At 69.5% G+C, this 23213-nt stretch carries 21 protein-coding genes and 1 pseudogene; 20 read left to right on the top strand and 2 right to left on the bottom strand.

Going from position 1 to position 23213, the window contains the following annotated elements; all coding sequences use genetic code 11:
- From OOT46_RS29430 to OOT46_RS29400, 7 genes are all read left to right on the top strand, one after another.
- Positions 1 to 1676 (top strand): chemotaxis protein CheA (locus OOT46_RS29430; protein ID WP_265407187.1); only part of this gene is annotated, 1676 nt, incomplete at its 5' end.
- A complete protein-coding gene (locus tag OOT46_RS29425) occupies positions 1676 to 1918 on the top strand; it encodes a hypothetical protein (protein WP_265407186.1) in 243 nt (80 codons plus the stop codon). The genes OOT46_RS29430 and OOT46_RS29425, both read left to right, overlap by 1 nt.
- On the top strand, positions 1915 to 2976 hold the full coding sequence (locus OOT46_RS29420) for a methyl-accepting chemotaxis protein (protein ID WP_265407185.1): 1062 nt from the start codon (positions 1915 to 1917) through the stop codon (positions 2974 to 2976). Before OOT46_RS29425 ends, OOT46_RS29420 begins: the two co-directional genes overlap by 4 nt.
- A 10-nt stretch (positions 2977 to 2986) precedes the next feature.
- Positions 2987 to 3358 carry a response regulator gene (locus OOT46_RS29415; RefSeq protein WP_265407184.1) on the top strand — a complete coding sequence of 124 codons (372 nt, stop codon included), beginning with the start codon at positions 2987 to 2989 and terminating at the stop codon, positions 3356 to 3358.
- Positions 3355 to 4263: an alpha/beta fold hydrolase gene (locus OOT46_RS29410; RefSeq protein WP_265407183.1), complete on the top strand. Its 909-nt coding sequence runs from the start codon at positions 3355 to 3357 to the stop codon at positions 4261 to 4263. The genes OOT46_RS29415 and OOT46_RS29410 overlap by 4 nt, the downstream gene beginning before the upstream one ends.
- The gene (locus OOT46_RS29405) at positions 4263 to 5774 is read left to right on the top strand and encodes an ATP-binding protein (RefSeq protein WP_265407182.1); all 1512 of its coding nucleotides are present in this window, start codon (positions 4263 to 4265) and stop codon (positions 5772 to 5774) included. The genes OOT46_RS29410 and OOT46_RS29405 overlap by 1 nt, the downstream gene beginning before the upstream one ends.
- On the top strand, positions 5771 to 6136 hold the full coding sequence (locus OOT46_RS29400) for a response regulator (RefSeq protein ID WP_265407181.1): 366 nt from the start codon (positions 5771 to 5773) through the stop codon (positions 6134 to 6136). The genes OOT46_RS29405 and OOT46_RS29400 overlap by 4 nt, the downstream gene beginning before the upstream one ends.
- A 213-nt stretch (positions 6137 to 6349) precedes the next feature.
- Here the strand turns inward: OOT46_RS29400 and OOT46_RS29395 are convergent, their stop codons facing one another.
- Together OOT46_RS29395 and OOT46_RS29390 are read right to left on the bottom strand one after the other, a co-directional pair.
- Positions 6350 to 7612, bottom strand: a complete 1263-nt coding sequence (locus OOT46_RS29395) for a type II toxin-antitoxin system HipA family toxin (protein ID WP_265407180.1) — start codon at positions 7610 to 7612, stop codon at positions 6350 to 6352.
- Positions 7605 to 7874 (bottom strand): helix-turn-helix domain-containing protein, encoded by a 270-nt coding sequence (locus tag OOT46_RS29390; protein ID WP_265407179.1) that lies wholly within the window; start codon positions 7872 to 7874, stop codon positions 7605 to 7607. Before OOT46_RS29390 ends, OOT46_RS29395 begins: the two co-directional genes overlap by 8 nt.
- A gap of 214 nt (positions 7875 to 8088) precedes the next feature.
- On the opposite strand from OOT46_RS29390, the gene OOT46_RS29385 reads away from it, so the two are divergent.
- From OOT46_RS29385 to OOT46_RS29325, 13 genes and pseudogenes are all read left to right on the top strand, one after another.
- Positions 8089 to 8445, top strand: coding sequence for a hypothetical protein (locus tag OOT46_RS29385; protein WP_265407178.1), 357 nt, complete (start codon positions 8089 to 8091; stop codon positions 8443 to 8445).
- 93 nt (positions 8446 to 8538) lie between these two features.
- Positions 8539 to 9768 carry a TolC family protein gene (locus OOT46_RS29380; RefSeq protein ID WP_265407177.1) on the top strand — a complete coding sequence of 410 codons (1230 nt, stop codon included), beginning with the start codon at positions 8539 to 8541 and terminating at the stop codon, positions 9766 to 9768.
- A complete protein-coding gene (locus tag OOT46_RS29375) occupies positions 9765 to 10439 on the top strand; it encodes a hypothetical protein (protein ID WP_265407176.1) in 675 nt (224 codons plus the stop codon). Before OOT46_RS29380 ends, OOT46_RS29375 begins: the two co-directional genes overlap by 4 nt.
- Entirely contained in the window at positions 10436 to 11593 is a 1158-nt protein-coding gene (locus OOT46_RS29370; protein ID WP_265407175.1) for an efflux RND transporter periplasmic adaptor subunit, read from the top strand. Before OOT46_RS29375 ends, OOT46_RS29370 begins: the two co-directional genes overlap by 4 nt.
- Before the next feature lie 10 nt (positions 11594 to 11603).
- Positions 11604 to 14714 (top strand): efflux RND transporter permease subunit, encoded by a 3111-nt coding sequence (locus OOT46_RS29365; RefSeq protein ID WP_265407174.1) that lies wholly within the window; start codon positions 11604 to 11606, stop codon positions 14712 to 14714.
- Positions 14715 to 14826: 112 nt separating this feature from the next.
- The gene (locus tag OOT46_RS29360) at positions 14827 to 15198 is read left to right on the top strand and encodes a hypothetical protein (RefSeq protein ID WP_265407173.1); all 372 of its coding nucleotides are present in this window, start codon (positions 14827 to 14829) and stop codon (positions 15196 to 15198) included.
- A gap of 747 nt (positions 15199 to 15945) precedes the next feature.
- Positions 15946 to 16992 carry a sigma 54-interacting transcriptional regulator gene (locus OOT46_RS29355; RefSeq protein WP_265407172.1) on the top strand — a complete coding sequence of 349 codons (1047 nt, stop codon included), beginning with the start codon at positions 15946 to 15948 and terminating at the stop codon, positions 16990 to 16992.
- Between the two features lie 291 nt (positions 16993 to 17283).
- On the top strand, positions 17284 to 17544 hold the full coding sequence (locus OOT46_RS29350) for a hypothetical protein (RefSeq protein ID WP_265407171.1): 261 nt from the start codon (positions 17284 to 17286) through the stop codon (positions 17542 to 17544).
- 6 nt (positions 17545 to 17550) lie between these two features.
- Positions 17551 to 18159, top strand: coding sequence for a DUF4255 domain-containing protein (locus OOT46_RS29345; RefSeq protein WP_265407170.1), 609 nt, complete (start codon positions 17551 to 17553; stop codon positions 18157 to 18159).
- Positions 18156 to 18992: a hypothetical protein gene (locus OOT46_RS29340; protein ID WP_265407169.1), complete on the top strand. Its 837-nt coding sequence runs from the start codon at positions 18156 to 18158 to the stop codon at positions 18990 to 18992. The genes OOT46_RS29345 and OOT46_RS29340 overlap by 4 nt, the downstream gene beginning before the upstream one ends.
- 33 nt (positions 18993 to 19025) lie before the next feature.
- On the top strand, positions 19026 to 21050 hold the full coding sequence (locus tag OOT46_RS29335; protein WP_265407168.1) for a phage tail sheath family protein: 2025 nt from the start codon (positions 19026 to 19028) through the stop codon (positions 21048 to 21050).
- Between the two features lie 26 nt (positions 21051 to 21076).
- Positions 21077 to 21529, top strand: coding sequence for a phage tail protein (locus OOT46_RS29330; RefSeq protein WP_265407167.1), 453 nt, complete (start codon positions 21077 to 21079; stop codon positions 21527 to 21529).
- Positions 21530 to 21535: 6 nt separating this feature from the next.
- Positions 21536 to 23213, top strand: a pseudogene (locus OOT46_RS29325) (hypothetical protein); the annotation flags it as partial.

Below are 23213 nucleotides of genomic sequence, written 5' to 3'. Positions count from 1 at the left end.
TGCAGGCGCGCGAGCCGTGGCCGGCAGACGCCGATGCGCTGGCCGACTGGGACTGCTACCGCTGCAACCTGGACCTGGTGCTGTTGAGCGACGCCACCCGGGCCGAGCTGGAGCAGCACTTCCGCTGCGTGCCCGAGCAGGTGCAATGGCACGTACCGGCCCCGGCTCCGGCACAAGGCGTGGCGCCGGCGGACGACGAGCCGCCCGCGCTGCGCGAGCGGGCGGCCGCCCTGTGGCGCGAGCAGCTGGCCCTGCTGGCCCGCCCCGCGATCGCACCGCACACCGTGGAAGCGACCCGCCGCGCGCTGCGCGGCCTGCTGCGCGCCATGCCGAGCGAGACGGGCGCGGCGGCCCTGTCGGAGCTGGACGCCCTGCCGAGCCCGGTGGAGGCGGGCATGCTCGCCGCCTGGGCCGCCACCCGGGTGCCGGGCGGCGCCGCGGCCGCGCCGGCCACGGCCGAGGATCCGCGCCGTGCCGAGGACGGCGGCACCGGCGAGCGCCCCCAGCGCGTGCTGAAGGTCGGCCAGGAGAAGGTCGACCGCCTGATGGACCTGATCGGCGAGATGGTGGTGGCCAAGAACGGCTTGCCCTACCTGGCGCAGCGCGCCGAGGCGGTGTTCGGCCAGCGCGAGCTGGCGCGCGAGATCAAGGCCCAGTACGCGGTGATCCACCGCATCGCCGAGGACATGCAGCGCGCCATCATGGAGGTGCGCATGCTCCCGGTCGGCGTGGTGTTCCAGCGCTTCGGCCGGCTCGTGCGCGACCTCTCGCGCCGGCTCGGCAAGGAGGTGCAGCTGCAGATCGAGGGCGAGGACACCGAGGCCGACAAGAACGTCATCGAGGCGCTCGCCGACCCGCTGATCCACATCCTGCGCAACAGCCTCGACCATGGCATCGAGCAGCCCGCGCGGCGCCTGGCCGCCGGCAAGCCGGCGCACGGCACGATCCGCATCGTGGCCCGCCAGGAAGCCGACCGCGTCGTGATCGAGATCGCCGACGACGGCGCCGGCGTCGACGCGGCAAGAGTGCGCGCCAAGGCGGTCGAACGCGGCCTGGTGCCGGCCGACCGGGCCGCGGCGCTGAGCGACGAGCAGGCGGTGCAGCTGATCTTCCTGCCCGGCTTCTCGACCGCCGAGACGGTCTCCGACCTGTCGGGCCGCGGCGTCGGCATGGATGTCGTGCGCACCGCCGTCGAGCGCGTCAACGGCCAGGTGACGCTGGCGAGCCGCCCTGGCCTGGGCACCACGCTGCGCCTGTCGCTGCCGCTGTCGATGGCCGTCACCAACGTGATGGTGATCGAGAGCGCCGGACGCCGCTTCGGCGTGCCGATGGACCTGATCGTCGAGACGGTGCGCGTGCACCGCGACGACATCCACCATTTCAAGCAGGCCCGCACCACGGTGCTGCGCGGCCGCATCGTGCCGCTGCGCGACCTCAACGACATGCTGGCGCTCGACGCCGCGCAGGCAACCAACGACGACGGCGAGCTCGCCGTGCTCGTGGTCCGGATCGGCGGCGAGAACGCGGGGCTGGTCGTGGACCAGTTCCTCGGCGCCAGCGACATCATCCTCAAGCCGCTCGAAGGCGTGCTGGCCGGCATGACCGGCTTCGCCGGCACCGCGCTGATGGGCGACGGCGGCGTGCTGATGATCCTCAATCCCAAGGAGCTGCTCTGATGGGCATCCAGTACCTTCCCGACCATGCGGTGCTCGACGCCACGGTGGGCGTCGAGGACGCCGAAGCCCTGGCCCAGCACCTGCGCGGCCTGCCGCGCCCTGCCGTCCACCTGAGCGACTGCGAGCACCTGCACGCGGCCGCCCTGCAGGTGCTGCTGGCGCTGCGCCCGCGCGTGCTGTCGCTGCCGCGCGAGCGCTGGCTCGCCGCCGCCTTGGCGGGCCTCGAAGGAGCGCCGGCATGACGACGACCCGATTCGGCGCACGCCTGGCCCGGCTGGGCCGCGCGCTCCGGCGCGGCAGTGCCGCCTGCCTGCCGCGCCGTGCGGGCCTCGGCTCAGACACCGGCGCGGTGCTGGCCGACGTGCAGGCCGGCTCGCGCGAGCTGGACCACCAGCTGGGCCTGCAGCTGCAGCGTGCCGTCTCGCTGTCGGAGACCCAGGCGCTGCAGGGCATGGAGCGGGCCAGCGGCCTGCGCCAGCTCTCGGCCCGGCTGATCGACTACCTCGGGCACGCGCGCACCCAGAGCGACGCGATGCAGAGCGGCATCCAGCGCAACGCGCACATCATCGCGGAGCTGGCCACCTTCGTGCGGCAGCTGCCCGAGCAGATCGCCGCCGAGCGGGCGCACTTCCAGAGCCTGGTGGGCGAGGTCAAGAAGCTGCAGCAGATGACCGAGACCATCCGCGGCATGGCGCGCCAGACCGAGATCCTCGCGATCAACGCCGCGATCGAGGCGGCGCGCGCCGGCAGCGCCGGCCGGGGCTTCGCGGTGCTGGCCGGCGAGGTCCGGCGCCTGGCCACCGAGTCGAACCAGACCGCGGGCCGCATCGACGCCGACATCGCCACGCTGGTGAAGACGGTCGAAGGCGGCTACAGCGAGGAGTTCCAGGCCCGCACCCGTCACAACGAGGCCGAGTCGCAGCGCCTGGCCGAGATGACGCAGCAGCTGGACGAGAGCTACGTCGACATGCGCGACTTCTACCAGATGCTGATGGTCGCGGTGACGCGCCACCACTCCGAGCTGGACCACGGCATCGCGTCGCTGCTCGACACCGCGCAGTACCAGGACGTCTTCAAGCAGATCATCGACCGAGTGAGCCCGGCGCTGCAGTCCCGCGACGCGCTGATCGAGACGCTGTTCGACGCGCTGCGCGCCGACCGGCCCGACCTCGCGCCGCTGCGCGAGCGCGCGCTGGCGCTGGCAGCCGACTACGTCGCCGGCGAAGCCCTGCATCGCGATCCGGAGGCGGCCGCGGACGAACAACCCGGCGCGCCGGCGGCGCGCATCGAACTTTTCTGAGGAGGCCGCGATGGCCAAGATCCTGCTCATCGACGACGACGAGCTGCTGCGCGACACGGTGCTGCAGATGCTCGAGCTGGACGGCCACCGGGTCGTCGAGGCCGTCGGCGGCCGCGAAGGCCTGGACCGCTTCGAGGCCGAGCACTTCGACCTGGTGATCACCGACGTGCTGATGCCCGGCATGGATGGTGCCGAGCTCATCGTCGAGCTGCGCCGCCGCGGCGCGGCGCTACCCATCCTGGCGATCTCCGGCGGTCGGCGCGTGCTCTCGCCCGAGTTCAACCTGCAGACCGCCAGCCTGGCCGGCGCCACGCTGCAGCTCTGCAAGCCCTTCAACCGAGGCCAGCTGAAGCAGGCGGTGCAAGAGGCGCTGGCGTCATGAGCCTTGCCTCCCTCGGGACGCCGGCACCCGTCGCGCGGCAGGGGAGCCAGCCGATGGCACCCGCCGCGGCGCCGCTACCGCACGAGCGGCGCGATGCGGTGCTCCGGCGTCACGCCGTCAGCGTCCGCGGCAGCGGGCCGCGCACGCTGCTGTTCGCGCATGGATTCGGCTGCGACCAGACCCTGTGGCGCGAGGTGGCGCCGGCCTTCGAGGCCGACCACCGGGTGGTCCTGTTCGACCATGTCGGCGCCGGCGGCTCGGACAGCGCCGCCTATGGCGCGCGCCATGCCGCGCTGGGCGGTTATGCCGAGGACCTGCTGGAGCTGTGCCAGGCGCTCGCGCTGGAGCGCGTCTGCTTCGTCGGCCACTCGGTGTCGACGATGATGGGCCTGCTCGCCGGCATCACGTCGCCGCATGTGTTCGAGCGCCAGATCTGGATCGCGCCCTCGCCCTGTTTCGTCGACCATCCGCCGGACTACCACGGCGGCTTCGCGCTCGCGGAGATCGCCGGGCTGGTCGAGCTCATCGAGCGCAACGAGCTGCGCTGGCCCGAGTTCCTGGCGCCGATGGTGATGCAGAACGCCGAACGGCCCGAGCTGGCGGACGAGTTGCACCGCAGCTTCTGCCGCATGGCCCCCGGCGTGGCACGCGAGTTCGCTCGCATCAGCTTCATGAGCGACCACCGCGCATTGCTGCCGCTGCTGCAGCAACCGACCCTGGTCCTGCAGTGCAGTGCCGACCCGCTGGCACCGCCCTCGGTGGGCGAGTACCTGGAGCGCAAGCTGCCGCGCGGGCGCCAGCGCCGGCTCGACGCCGCCGGCCACTGCCCGCACGTGAGCCATCCGCGCGAGGTCATCGCCGCCATCACGGCCGAGCTGGCGCTCTGGCGTGCGGAGGACGCGTGATGCCGGCCGCTCCCCTGCGCCTGCTGGGCGACCGGCGCGTGCCCTGCGGCCTGCTGCGCTTCGCCGACGACGGCCGGCTGCTCGGCGTGAACGACGAGCTGCTGGCGCTGCTCGGCCGCAGTCGCGAGGACCTGGAAACGCTGCGCTTCCCCGACCTGCTCAGCCCGGGCGCACGCCTCTACGCGGAAGTGGTGATGCTGCCGCTGCTGCGCATCCAGGCGCGCGTGGACGAGGTGGAACTGGTGCTGCGAAACGGGGACGGCCGCGACCTGCACGTGCTCGCCAGCGCGACGCGCTGGACCGGCGACGCCGAGGGGATCAACGACCTCGCCCTGATGCCCTTGCGACAGCGCCGCCAGATGGAGGACCAGCTGCTGCAGGCGCGCCGCACCGCGGACCAGCTGCCCGGCGTGCTGTTCTCGCTGCTGCAGGGGCCGGGCGCCAGCCTGCGGCTGGAATACGCCAGCCGCGGGTTGACCGAACTCACCGGCCTCGACCCGGCCGCGCTGGCCACGGACGCCACACCGCTGCTCGCGGCGCTGCACCCCGAGGACGGGCAGCGGTTCGGCAGCTGCCTGCGCCCGGGGCCCGAGCGCTTCGCGCCGCGCCCGCTCACGCTGCGCCTGGCCGGCCCGGCCGGCACGCGCTGGGTGCGCATGCACGCCAAAGGCGAACCCCTCCCCGGCGGGCAAGTGGCGTGGCGCGGCGCGCTGTATGACGTCACCGACCAGCAGCAGCTGGACGAACGCCTGCGCGACCACGACAAGCTGCAGGCCATCACGCAGCTCGCCGCCGGCGTCGCGCACGACTTCAACAACCTGCTCGGCTCGATGATCGGGCTGGCCGAGCTGTGCCAGGCCGACGCCACGCCCGGCAGCCGCCAGCTGCGCAACCTCGGCCGCATCGTCGACGCCGGCGAGAAGGCCGCCGCGCTGGTGCGCCAGCTGCTGGACTTCGCCCGCCAGACGCCGCAGCGGCTCGAGACGGTCTCGCTGGCCCAGCTGGTGGAGCGGTGCCGTGCGCTGCTGGCCGCCGGCCTGCCGCTGGGGGTGTGCGTCGCCATCCGCGTGGACGAGGACTGCCGGGTCGAGGTCGACCAGGCGCAGCTGGAGCAATGCCTGCTGAACCTCGTCAACAACGCCGCCTACGCGATGCGCCGCGGCGGCGGGCAGGTGCGGCTGACGGTGGACGTCATCGAGACCCCGCCGGACCTCGTCGATGCCGGCCACGCCACGCCGCGCATGGCGCGCCTGCGCATCGCCGACAGCGGCGAAGGCATCCCGCCGGAGCTGCTGTCCAAGATCTTCGAACCGTTTTTCACCACCAAGCCGGTCGGGGAAGGCACCGGCCTCGGCCTTGCCGCGGTGCACGGCATCGTCGCCCACCACGGCGGCCAGGTGCTGGTGCAGAGCGAGCCGGGCGCCGGCACGGTGGTCAGCGTGCTGCTGCCGCCGGCCCCGCCGGCCCGTGAGCCCACCCCCTCCCCCCTCCCCCAGGACCCCACGTCATGAAACACCTCCTCATCGTCGACGACTCCGCCACCATGCTGATGAGCCTGAAGAGCTCGCTCGAGATCGCCGGCTTCAAGGTCGACACCGCGCCCGACGGCGAACAGGCGCTCGCCAAGCTCAAGGGCGGGCTCAAGCCCGACCTGATCGTCACCGACATCAACATGCCGAAGATGGACGGGCTGGAGCTGATCCGCGAGACGCGCCGGGTGCTGCGCTTCACGCCCATCCTGACGCTCACGACCGAGAGCCAGCAGGCCAAGCGCGACGAGGCCAAGAAGCTTGGCGCGACCGGCTGGCTGGTCAAGCCGGTGGCCGCGGCCGAGCTGGTGAAGATCATCAAGCAGGTGCTGCCGGGCGCCTGAACCCGTGGGCGCGAAGCAAGAGCCGTTGCACGTAACGGGGCTGCAGGCCGCGGTCGGCAGGGCTGGGAATTGCTTGTTTACTTCGCTTCGGTCCAGGTGCCATTGTCTTCACGCTTCGAAGGCCGGCCTACCCTCCATGCGTTCGGTCGCGGTGTACAAAGGTACTGGCATGCGCACGACCCGCACACTTTTACGTCGCGCGACGGCCTTCGATCACGGCCTCATCCCTGCGCGGAATCCTTTCGATGCCTTGCACTCCTGCGCATAGGACAGGCCGATGTTCCATTGCTCCCTCATGAGCGTGAGCAATTCACGAGGAACGCGCGAGTCTTTCTCTGCATCGGCCAGTGCCTGGACCATCGCGTCTGCGATCCGCTCCACCACCCCCCTCGGCTGCGGTACGCCGCACAGCTCGCGTCCGAACGCGAGCAGCTCTTCCGTGGTCGGGTATGCCTTGGAGGCGTACTTCTTTCCCCGGCGCCACTTGAGCGCCATCGTGCGGTCGACGTCTTCGAAGCCGCCCGGCCGCTCGTACTTGTAGACGGTGGTCGTGACCACATCGAACATCGGCGCCAGACGGGCGTCATCGTCCTTCGTGTAGAGCAGACCGAAATTCTTCAGATGGGCATCGCCGTTGCGCACCATCACCGAAAAGGCAAGCTGCTCGAAAAACCGTTGGAGGTCTTCGCCTGGTGCCGCCGAGAACAGCCGGATGACTTCGGTGATCGCCTCGTAGCTGCCCTGGTACTTCCTCTCCGAGAACCGGTCATGGACTCGCAGCGCCATCAGGGCGGCGATGTCCTCGAACCCAAGGCGCTGGCCAGCGCTACCGATATCGAAACGGTCGATGGCGAGAATGTCTCCGTTTGCCGAAAGGTCGAACCGGGGCACCTCTATGCCGGCATGGGCGGCAGCGCTCAAACAGATGAACTCGTTTGCGGCGAGGCCCGGGTACTGAGGCCCCGCGCTTTTCACGATCAGATCCGGGATCGGGATGGACACGCGCGAGGGAATCATGATCTTGGGCTGAACTCCCGAGATCCCGGCGCCGGTCCACAGGTAGGCGCTCACCAGCCGCTGGAAGAAATCGCCCCCCGCCTGGCTGGAAAGCAGCTCCTGGCGCGAAACCACCGCGCTCGGCTTCCGGGCCGCGTCACCGACTGCGTATCCGACCCGGCCGATGCCGTTGTCGCCCGCCAGCGCCAGCAGGTGCATCTTGGTGATGGAGCGCTTTGGATAAAGCTCGATGATCCGCTGGAACAGAAAGCCCTCGGGCAGGTTCATGTCCATCGACGGGAACAGGTCGCCGTCGGACCACGTTGTACGGCTCGGCGGCATGAGCATGCTGACCGCCGGCTGCTCTGCCTCGGCACTTCCGTAAGTGAAAACGTACTGGGACTCGCGGACCAGCGTGCCGGCAAGAGCGGCGGCGATGCGCACGTTCAGCAGCTTGACCTTCTCCGGCAGCTCATTCACGGTCGTCTTCCTCGGCAAAGCGGCGGCTCATTTCCTCCAGCGTGGGCCGGCCCAGCTCCTTGATGTCTATGCCGCAGCCAAGCGCGCTGAGCACCGCGAGGAAGGTGCTCAGCGAGACATCCTCCCCTCGCTCCAGCCGGTGCAAGGTGTCTCGGCTTTTCCCGGAGATGTCGGCAAGGCGCGAAGCAGGGACGCGTTTGACCTTGCGGAGCTTGCGAACCGCCGATCCTGCGTCGTGCAGCAGCCGAATTGTGTCTGACATGCCGGACATATTAGACGACTCATCGTCTTTTGTCAGGCATGTCGTACACCGCTATCTGTGTCGCATCTCGTCAATGAAGCGGGGCTTCAGCCGGCAGAACCCTGTGGCAAATGCGCGCCTTCCATCCGCCTCCATGCTTTTGCAAGGTGTGGTGCGAGGGTGACCTCCTTCCCCCGCGCGTCGCGGTAAAGCGGGCTGCCCTAGAATGCCGCGCATGTCCCGCTGGCTCGCTGTCGTCCTGATGCTTGTCCTGCTGCCCTGGCAATCCGTCGCCACGGCAGCCGAGGCACTGTGGGACGTACACGGCGGCGACATGTCGCATGCCGTCGCGCACTGGATCGATGAAGCACACCATCATCACGACGACGGCAGTGTCCACGAAGACGATTCCCAGGAGTCGCGCCAGCACGTCCAGCTCGACACCCCGTTGAGCAACGCGCCGGTGTTGCCGGCCGTTCCGGCCTGGTCACCCGCCCTGCTTGCGGATGAGAGCCCGCCCTCTCTGTCGGTCACCGTTCCCCCAGCGCCTTTTCTCGAGGGCCTGAGACGGCCGCCTCGGTCCACCCGCTGACTTTATGTTGGCGCCGGCCCGCGTGACGCGGGCCGGATCGGGTGCGCGACCGCCGTTCGCGCCTGTCGCGCCCGTTGAACCGCATTCATTGACGTGAACATCCACCGATGGTTTGCGCCTGGCCTGCTGGCCGGCGCGGTCTGCTGCAGCGTCATTGCAGCAGAACCGGTCGTGGTGCCCGGGACGAGCCTGGCCCACGCCGTTGAAGCAGCCTGGCAACGGGCCACCGTGGCTGCCGAGAGCCGAGGTCGCGAACGTGAGGCCAACGCGGCCCGCGCCGCGGCCACCGCCTGGACCCCGGCCGCTCCGGCGCTGACCTTGGAGCACCGAAGTGACCGTCTGCACGACGATCGCGGCGCGCGAGAAACCGAACTGGGCGTCTCTGTGCCCCTGTGGCGGCTCGGCCAGCGAGGAGCTCGCCAGGCGGATGCCGAGGCGCAGGCCTCGGCGGCCAGAGCCAGTGCAGCCGCCACCCGTCTCGCCCTCGCCGGTGAGGTCCGGTTCGCTGCCTGGGCCCTCGCGTCCGAGCAAGCGGCCTTGCAGTCGGCCCGGCAGGAGCAGCAGACGCTGCAGCGCTTGGCCGATGACACCGACCGACGTGTGGCCGCCGGGGATTTGGCGCGCGCCGACGGCATGGCGGCACGGGCCGAGTTGCTCGCCGCCCAAGGTGCGGTCGCCCAGGCGCGCCAGGCCCTGACGGTGGCACGGTCTCGCTGGACCGCATTGACGGGCCTGTCGGGGCCGGTCGATCCCAGCGAACCTGGCGCCGCGGCCGCCGAGGCCCAGCCGCCAGCGAGTCACCCGGAACTTCTGAGCGCCGAGGCCGAAGTCGAGCGCACGCGGCACCACCTCGACGCCTTGCGGCAAGCACGCCGCAGCCCGCCGGAACTCACAGTGAGCGCGAGACAAGAAAGCGCAGCGCGGGGCGAGCCTCGCGAACGCAGCCTGGGCGTCGCCTTGCGACTGCCCATCGGCGTCGACGCCGGCAGCCGGGAACTCGAGGCGGAGGCCTTGAGCCGGCGCGAAGTCGCCGAGGTGGCACTGCAACGGGTGCGCGAGCGCCTCGTGGCCCGACTGACCGAGGCCCGCGGCGGCCTCGAGGCCGCGCAGCACCAGCTCACCGCTGAGCAGTCCCGCGCCGCCTTGCTGCGCGAGCGCGCGCGGCTGCTCGACACCTCCTTCCAGGCCGGCGAAACCGCCCTGCCCGACCTGCTGCGCGCCCTCTCCGCCGCCCATCAGGCCGACGCCGCCGTGGCCCGGCAACAGGCCGCCCTCGGCCTCGCCCGCGCCCGCCTCCACCAAGCTCTTGGACTGATGCCATGACCCTGACCCCTGACCTTGCGCGCCACGGTCGCCACACCCGCTCCCTGGCGGCGCTTCTGCTGACCCTGTCCCTGGTCCAGCCGGCCTTCGCCGGCCCGGGCGCACACGGCCCGAACGGCGAACACCTGGACACGCCGGCCCAAACGGCCGGCGCGGCCGCCAACGGGGCGCCGCGCTTGGAGGCCCAGTCCGAGGCTTTCGAACTCGTCGCCACGCTGAGCGGGGGTGAACTCTCGGTGCTCATCGACCGCTTCGAGACCAACGAGCCGGTGCTGCGAGCCCAGCTTGAAGTGGAATCCGAGGGCCGCAGGGCGACGGCCACCTTTCATGCGGACCACGGCGACTATGCGGTGGCCGACCCCGAATTCCTGAAACTGCTGGCGCGACCGGGCAGCCACCCCCTGATCTTCACGGTGGTCGCCGGCGCAGAGACCGACTTGCTGGACGGCACACTGGTCGTGGCCGACGCGGCGGCCGGCAGCGCGGCGATGACAGCAGGGCACGGCCATGCGCACGGACCAGGCGCGCACGCCCACGAGGAGGCGCCGCACGAGCACGGCAGCGTGGCTCGCAGCACGGTCGTGGTCGGGGGCTTGGCCGCCCTCGCGCTCGGCGGGCTTTGGTGGCAGCGGCGCCAGAAGCGCGCCGCGCGCACCCAGGGGCAAGCATGAGCCTGCTCTTTGGCCCCCCTCTCGGCATCCCGGGCCGCGTCGCCGCCCTCGCCCTCGGTCTGTGTGCCGTGGTGTTCAGCCCTGCCCACGCCGGCCCGGGTGCGCACGGACCGAACGGCGAACATCTGGACGCGCCGGCCACGGTCAACGCGTCCGGGCTCGCCCGCTTGCCGGACGGCAGCGTCAACGTGCCCAAGCTGGCCCAGCGCCGCATGGGCATCCGCACGCTGCTCGCGCCCTTGGGCGAGGCCGCCGCCAGCGTCGAGCTGAATGGGCGCGTCCTGATCGACCCCAACGCCGGCGGTCGCGTGCAAGCCGTGCACGGCGGACGCATCGAGCCGGGGCCGAACGGCTTGCCGGTGGCCGGCCAGGCGGTGCGCAAGGGCCAGCTGCTGGCCTACGTGCACCACCACGCCGAGCCGTATGCGGCCGCCAACCAGCAGGCCGAGCTGGCCCAGCTGAGAGCCGCCCGTCAGCTCGCCGAGCAGCGCCTGCAGCGGCTGGAATCGCTCGAAGGCACGGTGCCCCGCAAGGACATCGAGGCCGCCCGAGCCGAGCTGGGCAGCCTGCGCGAGCGTGAGCGAGCGATCGGCGGCAGCTTGCGCTCTCGCGAGGGCCTGGTCGCGCCCGTTTCGGGCGTCATCGCCAAAGCCGACGTGCTGGCCGGACAAGTGGTCGAGGCGCGCGACGTGCTGTTCGAGATCATCGATCCGAACCGGCTGTTGATCGAGGCGACGACGGCCGACGCCAGTCTGCCCGGCCGCCTCGAGCGCGGCACGCTGAGCGGGATGGCGGACAGCGAGCTGCGCCTGGTCGGGGCGTCGCGCAGCCTGCGCGAGGGCGTGCTGCCGCTGACCTTCCGCCTCCAGACGGCCGCAGGCCGAACGCCTCCCGCGCTGGCCGTCGGCCAGCCGGTGACCGTGGTGGCCCGCCTGAAGGAGCGCCTGAAGGGCATCGTGCTGCCCGCGCAGAGTGTGGTGCGCAACGCCGCCAACGAACCGGTGGTCTGGATCAAGGACACGGCCGAGCGGTTTCTGGCCCAGCCCGTGGTGACCCGACCGCTTGATGCCGAGACGGTGATCGTCACCCAGGGCCTCGCGGCCGACAACCGGGTGGTGGTCCAGGGCGCGGCGCTGATCAACCAGATCCGCTGAGGCCGCGACAATGTTCAACTGGATTGTTCGTTTCAGCCTGGCCAACCGGCTGTTCGTGTTGGCGTTTGCGGCGCTGTTGATGGCCTACGGGGCCTACTCGGCCTGGCGCACGCCGGTCGACGTCTTCCCCGATCTCAACAAACCGGTGATCTCGGTGTTGACGGAGGCCGGCGGCATGGCGCCCGAGGAGGTCGAGCAGCTGGTCACCTTCCCGGTGGAGACCTCCTTGAACGGCATGCCTGGGGTGACCCGGGTGCGCTCGACCTCCGGCGTCGGCCTGTCCATCGTCTACGCGGAGTTCGACTGGGGGACCGACATCTACCGCAACCGGCAGCTGGTGTTCGAACGCCTGGCACTGACCCGGGAGCAGCTGCCAGAGGGCGTCACGTCGATCATGGGCCCGGTGTCCTCCATCATGGGCGAGATCATGCTGATCGCGCTGCCCTTGCAAGGCGGCGAGCAGGCCGCCACGCCCATGCAGGTGCGCGAGTACGCGGACTTCGTGTTGCGGCCCCGGCTGCTCTCGATCTCGGGCGTCTCGCAGGTGATCCCGATCGGCGGGGACGTGCGGCAGCTGCGGGTCGAACCCGACCCGGCGCGCCTGGCGCAGTTCGGCGTTTCCCTGAGCCAGGTCGAGCGGGCCCTCAAGGGTTTCGCCGGCAATGCCGGTGGCGGCTTCATCGACCTCAACAGCCGGGAGTACCTGATCCGCCACCTGGCGCGCACCAACCGGGTGGAGGATCTGCAGGGGCTGGCGGTCGCCTTCCAGGACGGCCGTCCGGTGCTGCTCGAACAGGTCGCCACGGTGCGTTTCGCGCCGGGGCTCAAGCGCGGCGACGCCGGCTACAACGGCGCGCCCGCGGTCATCGTCAGCGTGCAGAAGCAGCCGGCGGCCGACACCGTGCGGCTGACGCGCGAGATCGAAACTGCCTTGACCGAGCTGCAGCAAGGCCTGCCGAAGGGCCAGAGCGCGCCCAAGGTGCTGTTCCGCCAGGCTGATTTCATCGGGGCCTCGATCGGCAACGTGACGGAAGCCTTGCGAGACGGCGCGGTGATGGTCGCCATCGTGCTGTTTGCCTTCCTGCTGTCGGCCCGCACCACGCTGATCTCGCTGATCGCGATCCCGCTGTCGCTGGCCGTGACAGCGCTCGTGTTCCGCTGGCTGGATCAATCCATCAACGTGATGACGCTGGGCGGTCTCGCGATCGCGATCGGCGAACTGGTCGACGACGCGGTGGTGGACGTCGAGAACATCGTGCGTCGCCTCAGGCAGAACCGCGCGCTGGCCCAGCCCCTGCCGCTGTTGGAGGTGGTCCGGCAGGCCAGCGTCGAGGTGCGCTCGGGCATCGTCTACGCGACGGCCATCGTGGTCCTGGTGTTCGTGCCGCTGTTCGCGCTGCCCGGCATCGAAGGGCGCTTGTTCTCGCCGCTGGGCATCGCCTACATCGTCTCGATCGCGGCGTCGACGGGGGTGTCGATGACGGTGACGCCGGTGCTGTGCAGCTACCTGCTGCCCGGCATGAAACGGCTGGACCACGGTGACAGCCCGCTGGTGGCGTGGCTCAAGCGGCAGGACGCCCGGCTGCTGGTCTGGTCGTTGCCGCGTGCCAAGGCCATCATCGCCATCGCGGCCTTGGCCGTGGTCGGCGCGGCCGCGACGGTGCCGTGGTTTCCCCGCGCCTTTCTGCCGGCTTTCAACGAAGGCTCGCTGGTCCTGTCCTTGATGTTCAACCCCGGCACCTCGCTGGCAGAGGCCAACCGCATGGGGTCTGTCGCGGAGCGGCTGGTCGCCGAGGTGCCCGAGGTCACCCAGGTGGGCCGGCGCACCGGGCGGGCCGAGTTGGACGAGCACGCCGAAGGGGTGCACTCGGCCGAGATCGACGTCGACCTCAAGCGCTCCGAGCGCGACCGCGAGGCGGTGATGGCCGACATCCGGGCGCAGCTGGCGACCTTGCCGGCGGCGGTGGCGATCGGCCAGCCGATCTCGCACCGGCTCGACCACCTGCTGTCCGGGGTGCGGGCCCAGATCGCGTTGAAGATCTACGGCGACGACCTGGACAGCCTGCGCAGCCTGGCCGAGCAGATGCGCCTGGGCCTGACCCGCATCCCCGGACTGGTCGACCTGACGGTCGAAAAACAGGTGTTGATCCCGCAGATCAATGTACGCGTCGACTACCGCAAGGCGGCCCAGGTCGGCGTGACGCCAGCCGAGGTGGTGCGCATGCTGCAGGCCCTGACCGACGGTGCGCACGGCGCCCAGATCGTCGACGGCTCGCGCCGCTACGAGCTGGTGCTGCGCCTGCCGGACCCGCGTCGCAGCCCACAGGACCTCGCCAATGTGCTGCTCGACACGCCGGCAGGCCGCATTCCGGTCTCCAGCATCGCGACCGTCGAAGAGAGTGACGGACCCAACCAGATCGGCCGCGAGAACGGCCGCCGGCGTATGGTCGTCTACGCCAACACGGACGGCAGCGACATGGGCCGGGTCATCGGCGACATCCGCGCGGTGGTGGCGCAGACGGCCTTGCCGGCGGGCACCTTCGTGAGCCTGGAGGGTCAGTTCCAGGCCCAGGAGCAGGCGACCCGGCTGATCCTTGCCCTGTCGCTGCTGTCGCTCGCGATGATCTTCATGGTTCTTTACTCGCGCTACAAATCCGTGGTGCTGACCGGCATCATCATGGCCAACATCCCGCTCGCGCTGATTGGGAGCGTGGTGGCGATGTGGATCGCGGGCGTGAGCTTGTCGGTGGCTTCGATGGTGGGTTTCATCACGCTGGCGGGGATCGCGACGCGCAACGGCATCTTGAAGATCAGCCACTACATCAACCTGTGCCGCTTCGAGGGCGAAAGTTTTGGCCCGACCATGATCGTGCGCGGCTCGCTGGAGCGGCTGCCGCCGGTGCTGATGACGGCGCTCGTGGCCGCGTTTGCGCTGACGCCGCTGCTGCTGGCCGCCGACGCCCCGGGCAAGGAGATCCTGCATCCGGTGGCGGTGGTCATCTTCGGCGGGCTCATCAGCTCGACGCTGCTGGACACCTTGCTGACGCCCTTGGCCTATGCACTGCTCGGTGAACGTGCGACGCGACGCCTGCTGGAGGGCTCCCCCGCCGAGACGTACTGATACATCGGTCTTTCATCCGGTGTCGACGTCCGCCGCGGGGTGTGCGTTGTAGACACAACAGGCCGCTGCAGCACAGCCTGACCCAATGTGCTGCACAGAAGGAGCTATCGATATGAAGAAACTGTTGAGCCTGTTGGTGGTCGCTGCTGCGGCTTTGTCGTTCAACGTGGCGATGGCACATGGCACCAAGGCACAACACGGCGGCATCGTCGCAACGGCGCAAGACCTCGGCTTCGAGCTGACGAACGAAGGCGACAAGGCCACCCTCTACATCACCGACCACGGGCAGCCGTTCGACACCGCCGGGCTGTCCGGCAAGCTGACGGTGCTCAGCGGCACCGAGAAGAGCGAAGTCGAACTCAAGCCCGTCGGCGAGAACAAGCTCGAAGCCCAGGGCGTCAAGCTGGCCAAGGGCAGCAAGGCGGTCGCCACGCTCACCAATGCCGAGAAGAAGACCTTGACGGTGCGCTTCAGCGTCAAGTGATGGCCCCAGGCCGCCCCTGCCGGGGTGATCTCGGTTTCGGTGCAACACGTGGCGCCAATCACCCAGGGTTAACCCTGAAAACCCCGCTGCCGGCCGACTTGGACATCACGATGACCGCCCCTGTCTGGCATGCGCTGCTGATCTCACCGGATCGCAAGAAGGGCCTGGCCTGAGGTAAGTGCAAGCGCTCAGGCCACGCCCCCCGCAGACTAGGGGGGTGGTTCGAACAGACGTCGTCTATGTTTCCCGGGAACTGATGCCGTCAGCGCATCGCCAGGGAGGATGGTGAGATCGTTGTTCGAGCATTGGCGACGCCGCTGGCAGGGATCGCGTGGTCGCGTTTCTCTCCCGTGCATATAGAGATGAAGATAAGGAAAAAGATAGCGCCTCCTCTGGGGCGGTACTCCGAGCCTGCGGTTCCATCGGAGCCGGCGTTCTCCGCGAACATGCCTTGCTCCAGGGTGTACCTCCTGATCAAACCACGGCATGCGCATCTGCTGCGGCGATTCATCTGGTTCCCAAACTGACTTCCTGTCTCTGGCTCGCGACATCTCTGCCGGTGCCGCCTGCGAAGAGTCACAGCGCGGCCCAAGTTGCCATGCATTCATCCTGCAGACGTTATACCGCCGCAAAGCGGCACCTCAGCGGCTGCTGCCGCGTCACTTGACTTGAATCGGCGCGGACGGACACTCAGCGCCGTTGTAGGAAACGCGATGGGTCGTTCTCGACAGGCACAGGAGAAAGACCGTGTTCACTGACCAACCCGCGTCGCCGCCCCACCTCAAGCTCGGCCCGACCACAGCACTTCCTGACTGGACAGCCCTCAACCTGATCGGCCGCTCACGTCGCTTCCGAGGCGTGTTGGACTTGCTGCTTCAATATGCGGCCGTCGATGCGACCGTCCTGCTCTGTGGAGAAACGGGCACTGGAAAGGAGTTGGCCGCTCGCGCGCTTCACTACCTGAGCCGGCGCCGGGACGGACCCTTTGTGCCGGTGAACTGCGGCGCGATCCCGGACAGTCTGCTCGAGGCCGAGCTGTTCGGTCACGTCAGAGGCGCCTTCACCGACGCCAAACGGGAAGGCGACGGCGTCATCACGCAAGCCGATAAAGGCACGCTGTTTCTCGACGAAGTGAATTCCCTCAGCCCCCGGGCACAGGTGGCCATCCTGCGCTTCGTGCAGGATCGCAGTTACCGACCGGTGGGGGCACCCCGCCTGCGGCACGCCGACGTGCGGCTGATCGCGGCCAGCAACGCGGACCTCGAGACCTTGAGCCGGGACGGGCTGTTTCGTCAGGACCTGCTGTTCCGACTCAACCTGCTGACGCTCAGCCTGCCACCTTTGCGTGAACGCGAGGGAGACGCGCTGCTGCTCGCGCAGGCTTTCATGCAGCGCTTCGCGCAGGCCTACGGCATACCAGGGCGTCGGCTCGACGCCGAGAGCATCGCGGCCCTGCAGAGCCCTCAGCCTTGGCCCGGCAATGTGCGTGAACTGGAGCACCGGGTGCACCGCTGTTTCCTGCTCTCCCAGGGACCCTTCGTCAACCTCGGTCTGGCATCGCGGCCCCCAAGCGGCGAGCCCGTGCCGCGGCAGTCCTGGTTCGGGTTGCCCTTCGCACAAGCAAAGGCGCAGGTCATCGCCGACTTCGAACGGTACTACCTCAGTGAACTGCTCGCGCAGGCCAATGGCAACCTCAGCCTGGCCGCTCGCCTCGCGGGCAAGGAACGCAGCCGCTTTGGCAAGCTGGTGAAGAAGTACGGGTTGCTGCGCGCTGCGTTCTCGGACACCGACTGAAACGGTCTCTCCGCCCCCCCTCCCGTCCGCCCTCGGCAGCGGCTCAGATGGGCGCGTCCTGCAGTTGTCGTGGCGCTCCTGCCCCGGGGTGCGGCGCGAGCGCCATAGCCTTGGCCTCGCAATGGCGCGGGCCGTGCCGGCCCTCCTGTGGCCTCACCGCCCCACCCCCACTTGTCGATTCTGCAAGTGCTTGAGTTCATTGAAGATTTGTGGCGACCTTCGGTTGGCTCGGGCCTTGCTGTTCCTGCTCCGAATCCGAATCCGAATCCCATTGCAAACGGTGGCGCCCCGATGAGCACTGCTCCCCCACCCCCCAGCGCGGGCGAGGTCGCCACCTGGATCCGTCGTTACCTGCGCAAGCATCCGCGTGCGGCCGACACGGCGCGAGGCATCCAGCGCTGGTGGCTGGCACCGAGCATCGGCGAGGTGCCGCTGTCGACGGTCGAGCAAGCCTTGGCCACACTGGAAAGAGAGGGCGCGGTGTACAAACTCGACCCCCTGAAAACACAACCAGCGTACGGGCGCGGGCAGCGCTTCGGTCGTCACCGGTGAATCGCGATGGCAAGCTATCTTGCGATTGCCGCGGTGGCCAGAACGCTGTTGCGTCTGATCGAGCAGCAGTGCCCGCGCGACGAGTTCACCTCCGCACCGACGTTTTCGCTGTACCAGAGTCACGACTTCGGCAGTGCTGCGGTGCAGGAGGGCTTCTCCCTGATGCTGTACCGGGTCACGCTGAACGGTGCGCGCAACCAGCCGCCGCGGCGCGCCGCCGATGGCACGCTGCGCCGGCCCGCGCTGCCGCTGGACCTGCACTTCCTGCTCACCCCGTGGGCCGGCGAGGCCGAGCGCCAGCTGCGGCTGCTCGGATGGGCGATGCGCTTTCTGGAAGACAACGCCGTGCTGCCGGCCAACCAGCTCAACCACTCGTTGAGCCGGCGCGAGCAACCCGCCTTCGAGTCCGACGAGACGGTGGAACTCAGCTGCGATCCGCCGGGTCTCGCCGACTACCTGGGCCTGTGGGACAAGTACAAGGCGCGCTGGCAGACGTCCGTCACCTATGTCGCACGCCTGGTGCGCATTGAGTCGGACCTGCTGGTCCGCGACGAGACACTGGTGCACACGCGCGATCTGGGCTTCGGCACCGAACGGGTGGAGGCGGCGTCATGAGACGCGAACTCAGCCCCGGGTTCGACCGTGTGCTGCTTCGCGCGCCGGTCGGCGTGATGTTCCGCGACAACTTCGACCAACGGGTGGTGGCCGAGGGCCTGCATGTGGAGTTGCGCGATCTGCTGACGGGGCGGCGCCAGGGGCTGGCAGCCAACGCGCAGGGCGTGTTCGTCGCGCACTCGTTGCCGCGCTGGCGAATGCTCGGCGACGACAACCACAGCTCGCCACCCGCCACGCGCCCCTTCCTCTTGCAACTGGGCGATCGCCTCGGCCGCTTTTTGCCGATGCGGCTGCAGGCCGATCTGCCCACCGATGGACTGCTGGCACCTGATGGTCCGGTGGCGTCGCGACCCGACGCGCCGCCCTTTGTGCCGCTTTTCAGCGCACCCGCCCGCACCCTGACGGCCGGGGTGGGCATCGTGCGTGCCTGTCTGCGCCGGTCCTCCGATCCGGAACGCCCGGTGGCCTGGGCCCGCGTGGAGCTGTGGTTGGGCGCCACACGGCTGGGCGAAGGCGTGACCGACCCACAGGGCAGCCTGCAGTTGCCCTGCGCTCTGCCGCCGCCGCGCGAACCTCCTTTGCACGGTTCGCCGCCGGCGGCTGCCGCCGACTTCGAGCGCGAGCGCTGGGACGTGACGCTTCGCGCCCACTGGGACCCGGCGCTCATCGGCACAGCCGTTCCCGACCTGCACGCACTGCAGCGCCAGCCCGAGGTGGCGCTGCTGCAAAGCGCCGGGCCTCCCGCGCTGCCCCTGCGCCCGCAGGTCCTGCGCGCCGGCGAACCGCTCGTCGCCCGCAGCGGCGGATCGTCGTTTCTCTTCGTCGGCGCGTGATGAAGCGCCCCAGACCCGAGAAGGAGAGCTTCCATGCCTGAATACCTGGCGCCCGGCGTGTTCGTCGAGGAGGTGTCATTCCGCGCCAAGACGATCGAGGGCGTGTCCACCACGACCACCGGCTTCATCGGCGCGGCCCGCTTCGGTCCGGTGCACCTGGAGCCCGACATCGTGACCAGCCTCGGCGAGTTCGAGCAACTCTACGGCAGCGGCGACGAGCTCGTGTTCAGCGATGCCGGCACCGTGCCCAACTTCCTGTGGCACGCGGTGCGCGCCTTCTTCACCGAAGGCGGCAAGCGGCTCTACATCTCCCGCGTCTTCAAGCCTCGCGGCGAGCGAAGCTACGAACCGATCGGTCCCGGCGAGGAGTTCGGCATCGATCCCCCCACCGGGTCGGGCGGCGCACCGGCCTACCAAGACGGCCACGCTCGCGTCGTGGACCAGGTGCAGAACGGCCTGATGGTGCGGGCGCGCCATCCGGGCGCCGTCGGCAACTGGCGCGTGCGCTTCACGCTGAAGGCGCGGGCCAACATCCTCGGCTCGGCCACGGACCCCATCACACGCGCACGCCGCACCACCGTCGGCGCACTCGCCCATCGTGACCTGGTGTGGGTGCGTAACATCACCAGCCCGGTGGTAGCGGACGACCTCGGCCGCTTCTACACCGCGCTGTGGGACGAGGACCGCGCGGTGTGGGAGTTCGAGCCGGTCGCCAGCGGTTCGCCGTCCAGTGTGCCGGCCGGCCGCCAGACCCTGGAGCAGCTCTTCCCCGATCCCTTGCCCGATGCCGGGGACACGCTGCGCGTGGTCACGCTCAGCGTCACGTTGATGTCCCGCGATGGCAGCCGCGCGCTGGGCACCTGGTCTGACCTGCCGCTCGACCCTCAGCACCACCAGGGCGCCAGCGCCGACTCGGTGTTCGATCGTTTCGCCACTGCGCCGGCCTCGACCGCCGACGCGCGGCGGCTGCCGCTGGTGATCGCGCGCAACGACAGCGCCATCGCCAACGCCACGGACCTGCTGTCCGTGCTGTTCGATGGCGACGCACTGCCCTTGCTGCGGCCTACCGATGCAGAAGCCCGCCGCAGGATCGGCGTCGAGGACAAGCTCACCCTCGGTGTGTCGACCGAGTTCCTGCTCGACGGCGGCCACGACGGCCAGCGTCCTGGCGCCGGCGACTACGAGGGCGAAGCGGATCCCGCGCGCTCGTATGCCCTCGGCCTGTACCAGTTCGAAGACCTGGAGGACATCTCCATCGTTGCGGCGCCGGGGTCCACCTGGAACTACGCGCACTACGACGAGGACGCCAACGCGATCGCGGGCCTGCTGATCGCCCATGCCGAGCGCATGCGCTACCGCATCGCGGTGCTCGACAGCGCACAGGGCCACACGATGTCGGAGGTGCGCAACATGCGCGCACGGATGGACTCCAAACACGCGGCGCTGTACTACCCCTGGGTCACCGTGCTGGACCCGATCACCCGGGGCGAGATCGACCTGCCGCCCAGCGGTTTTGTCGCCGGCATCTATGCGCGCAACGACGTGGACCGAGGCGTTTACAAGGCACCGGCGAACGAGGAGGTGCGGCTGGCGCTGGGCTTCGAGACGCTGATCAACAAGGGCCAGCAGGAGGTGCTCAATCCCGAAGGCATCAACTGCTTCCGGTTTTTCGAAGGCCGGGGCATGCGCTTGTGGGGGGCCCGCACGATCAGCTCCGACCCCGAGTGGAAGTACATCAACGTGCGGCGCTACTTTGCCTACCTGGAGCGCTCGGTCGACAAGGGCACGCAGTGGGCGGTGTTCGAGCCCAACGGCGAGCAGCTGTGGGCCAACGTGCGTCGCACCATCGAGGACTTCCTGCTCACTGAATGGCAGAACGGCGCATTGCTCGGCGACAAGCCGGAGAAGGCGTTTTTCGTGCGCTGCGACCGTTCCACGATGACCCAGAACGACCTGGACAACGGCCGCCTGATCTGCCTGATCGGCGTGGCGCCGCTGAAGCCGGCCGAGTTCGTGATCTTCCGCATCGGCCAGTGGACGGCCGACCGCAAGGTTTGAATCCCTGGCAAACCAAGGAGAAGGCCATGGCCGTCCTGAGAGACCGACCTTACGTGCAGTTCAACTTCCTGGTGAACCTCGGCACCGGCAGCACCCAAGGCCCGGACGCCGGATTCCAGGAGGTGAGCGGCGTGGGCATGGAAGTCACCGTTTCCGAGTACCGCAACGGCAACAGCGGCGAGAACAGCGTGCTGAAGATCACCGGTCTCAACAAGTCCACCGATGTCACGCTCAAACGCGGAGCGATCGGTTCGCTCTCGCTCTACAGATGGCTCGACGAGATCCGCAATGGCAACCAGTCGGCGCTGCGCACGGTGACCATCGAGCTGCAGAACGAGGACCACACGCAGGTGGTGCAGACCTGGAAGCTGATGCGCGCCCGCATCATCAAGCACACCAGCGGCCCGTTCAACGCCAAGGGCACCGACGTGGCGATGGAAGAGCTGGTGCTGGCCTACGAGCGCCTCGAGATGGAGTGACGCAGCGTGTTGCGCAGCCTGCCCCATCGCCGTCTGCCCGGCGTGCGCTTCGAGCTGCCGGCGCCAGCGCCGGACGAAGTGCTGCCGCGCATGGACATCGCGTTTTTCGTCGGCTTTGCCACGCGCGGTCCGCTGGGGCGCGCTGTGGCAGTGGAAAGCCTGACCGAGTTCGAGGCGGTGTACGGCATGCGCATCGTTCTGGCGCGGGACAAGCGCAGCGGCGATCCGGTGCAGGGCCTGCTGCATCCGGCGGTGCGCAGCTTCTTCAGCCAGGGCGGACGGCGCTGCTGGGTGTTGCGGGTGACCGGTGAGGAGGTACAGGCCGCGGTGTTCCCGGTGCCCTCGATGCTGTTGGCGCAGCGGAGCGCCGGAGGCTGGCGTGTGGCGCCGGCGCTGCTGCTCGCGGGCAGCCCGGGCAGCGGTGCCGATGCGCTGCGGGTGTCGGCACGGCTGGACGTCAAGCTGCTGCGCGTGAGACCGTTGCCCTCCAGCCCCGGCGATCTGCTCTTGCTCGACGCTGCGGCCTCGGGCCTGCAGGACGTGCGCAGCGGCGATCTGCTGCGCATCGAAGTCGAAGGTCGGCGTGTGCATGGACGCATAGACTCGATCGAAGACCACGGCGCGCAGCGGCGCGTGATGTTGCGCGGCCTGCTGGCCTTGCGCGCGGCTGCCGGCGCATCCCCGGCGCTCGAGGTGCGGCGGATCGAACGCAGCGTCAGCGCTGCACCCACCTCGCCCGATAGCGTGGCGGCCGAGGGCGAATGGGACGATGCCGGCCGGCTGCGCGTGCGCTGTCGCCTGCCGGCCAGCGCGCTGCCACAGCGGGGCGAGGTGATCCGCTTGCAGTTTGCGCAGCTGACGGACGGCGGCTGGATGTCGCTGGAGCACGTGGACCTGCTGCAAGCCGCAGAGCCGGGTCGCTGGCCCGAGCTGGCCTTGTTCGGGCGACCGTGGCTCGAAGACGCCGCCATCGATGCGCTGGCGGCGTGGCAGGCCAGCGCGCAAGAGCGTGTTGCCCAGGTGCTGCGCTTGGAGCTCCAGGCGCAAGACGCCGTCACGACCACGGTGTCCGCCCCGCTGCGCATGGCCGCCAGCGCGCAGCAGCGCCAAGGCAGCGCCTTTGGTCTGGACGAAGGGACCGGTTTCCCGCTTGCCGCGCCGCCGCAGGACGGTGAGCTGATGTGGCTGCCGCTGGCCGAGCTGGCCGACTTCGAGGCCGGCCTCGGCCCGCTGCCCAGCGCGCTGTCAGCGCTGGAACGCGACGGCCTGGCCCGGTTTTCCTGGACCCTCTTCGCCGAGCCCGTCCTGTCCGACTGCGCCAGCGACGTGCTGGCCGACCGCGCCGAGGCATTGCGCCACGCCGGCCGCGAGCTGCGCCCGCTGCGTGGCATGCACGCGCTCTTCGGCGGCCGGGCCGAGGCGCTGATCAACGAGCCCACGCTGCTGGCTGTCCCCGACGCGGTACATCCCGGCTGGTTGCCAGTGCCCAGGATCGAGGTGTGGGTCGAACTGCCGACCTTGCCCGAGCCGCCGAATCCATGTGCAGGCGAAGCGTTCAAGGACTGCGACGCCGTGCCGCTGCCGGCGCCGCGCTTCCTCAAGGGGGACGACCCCGATGCCGAAGGCAGTTTCACGCTGTACTGGACACAGGTGGTGCCTGGCGCCACCTACCGGCTGGAGGAGT

The organism is Aquabacterium sp. A7-Y (genome assembly GCF_026153205.1).
Lineage (GTDB): Bacteria > Pseudomonadota > Gammaproteobacteria > Burkholderiales > Burkholderiaceae_C > Caldimonas.
This window is presented reverse-complemented; position numbering and strand designations above follow the sequence as displayed.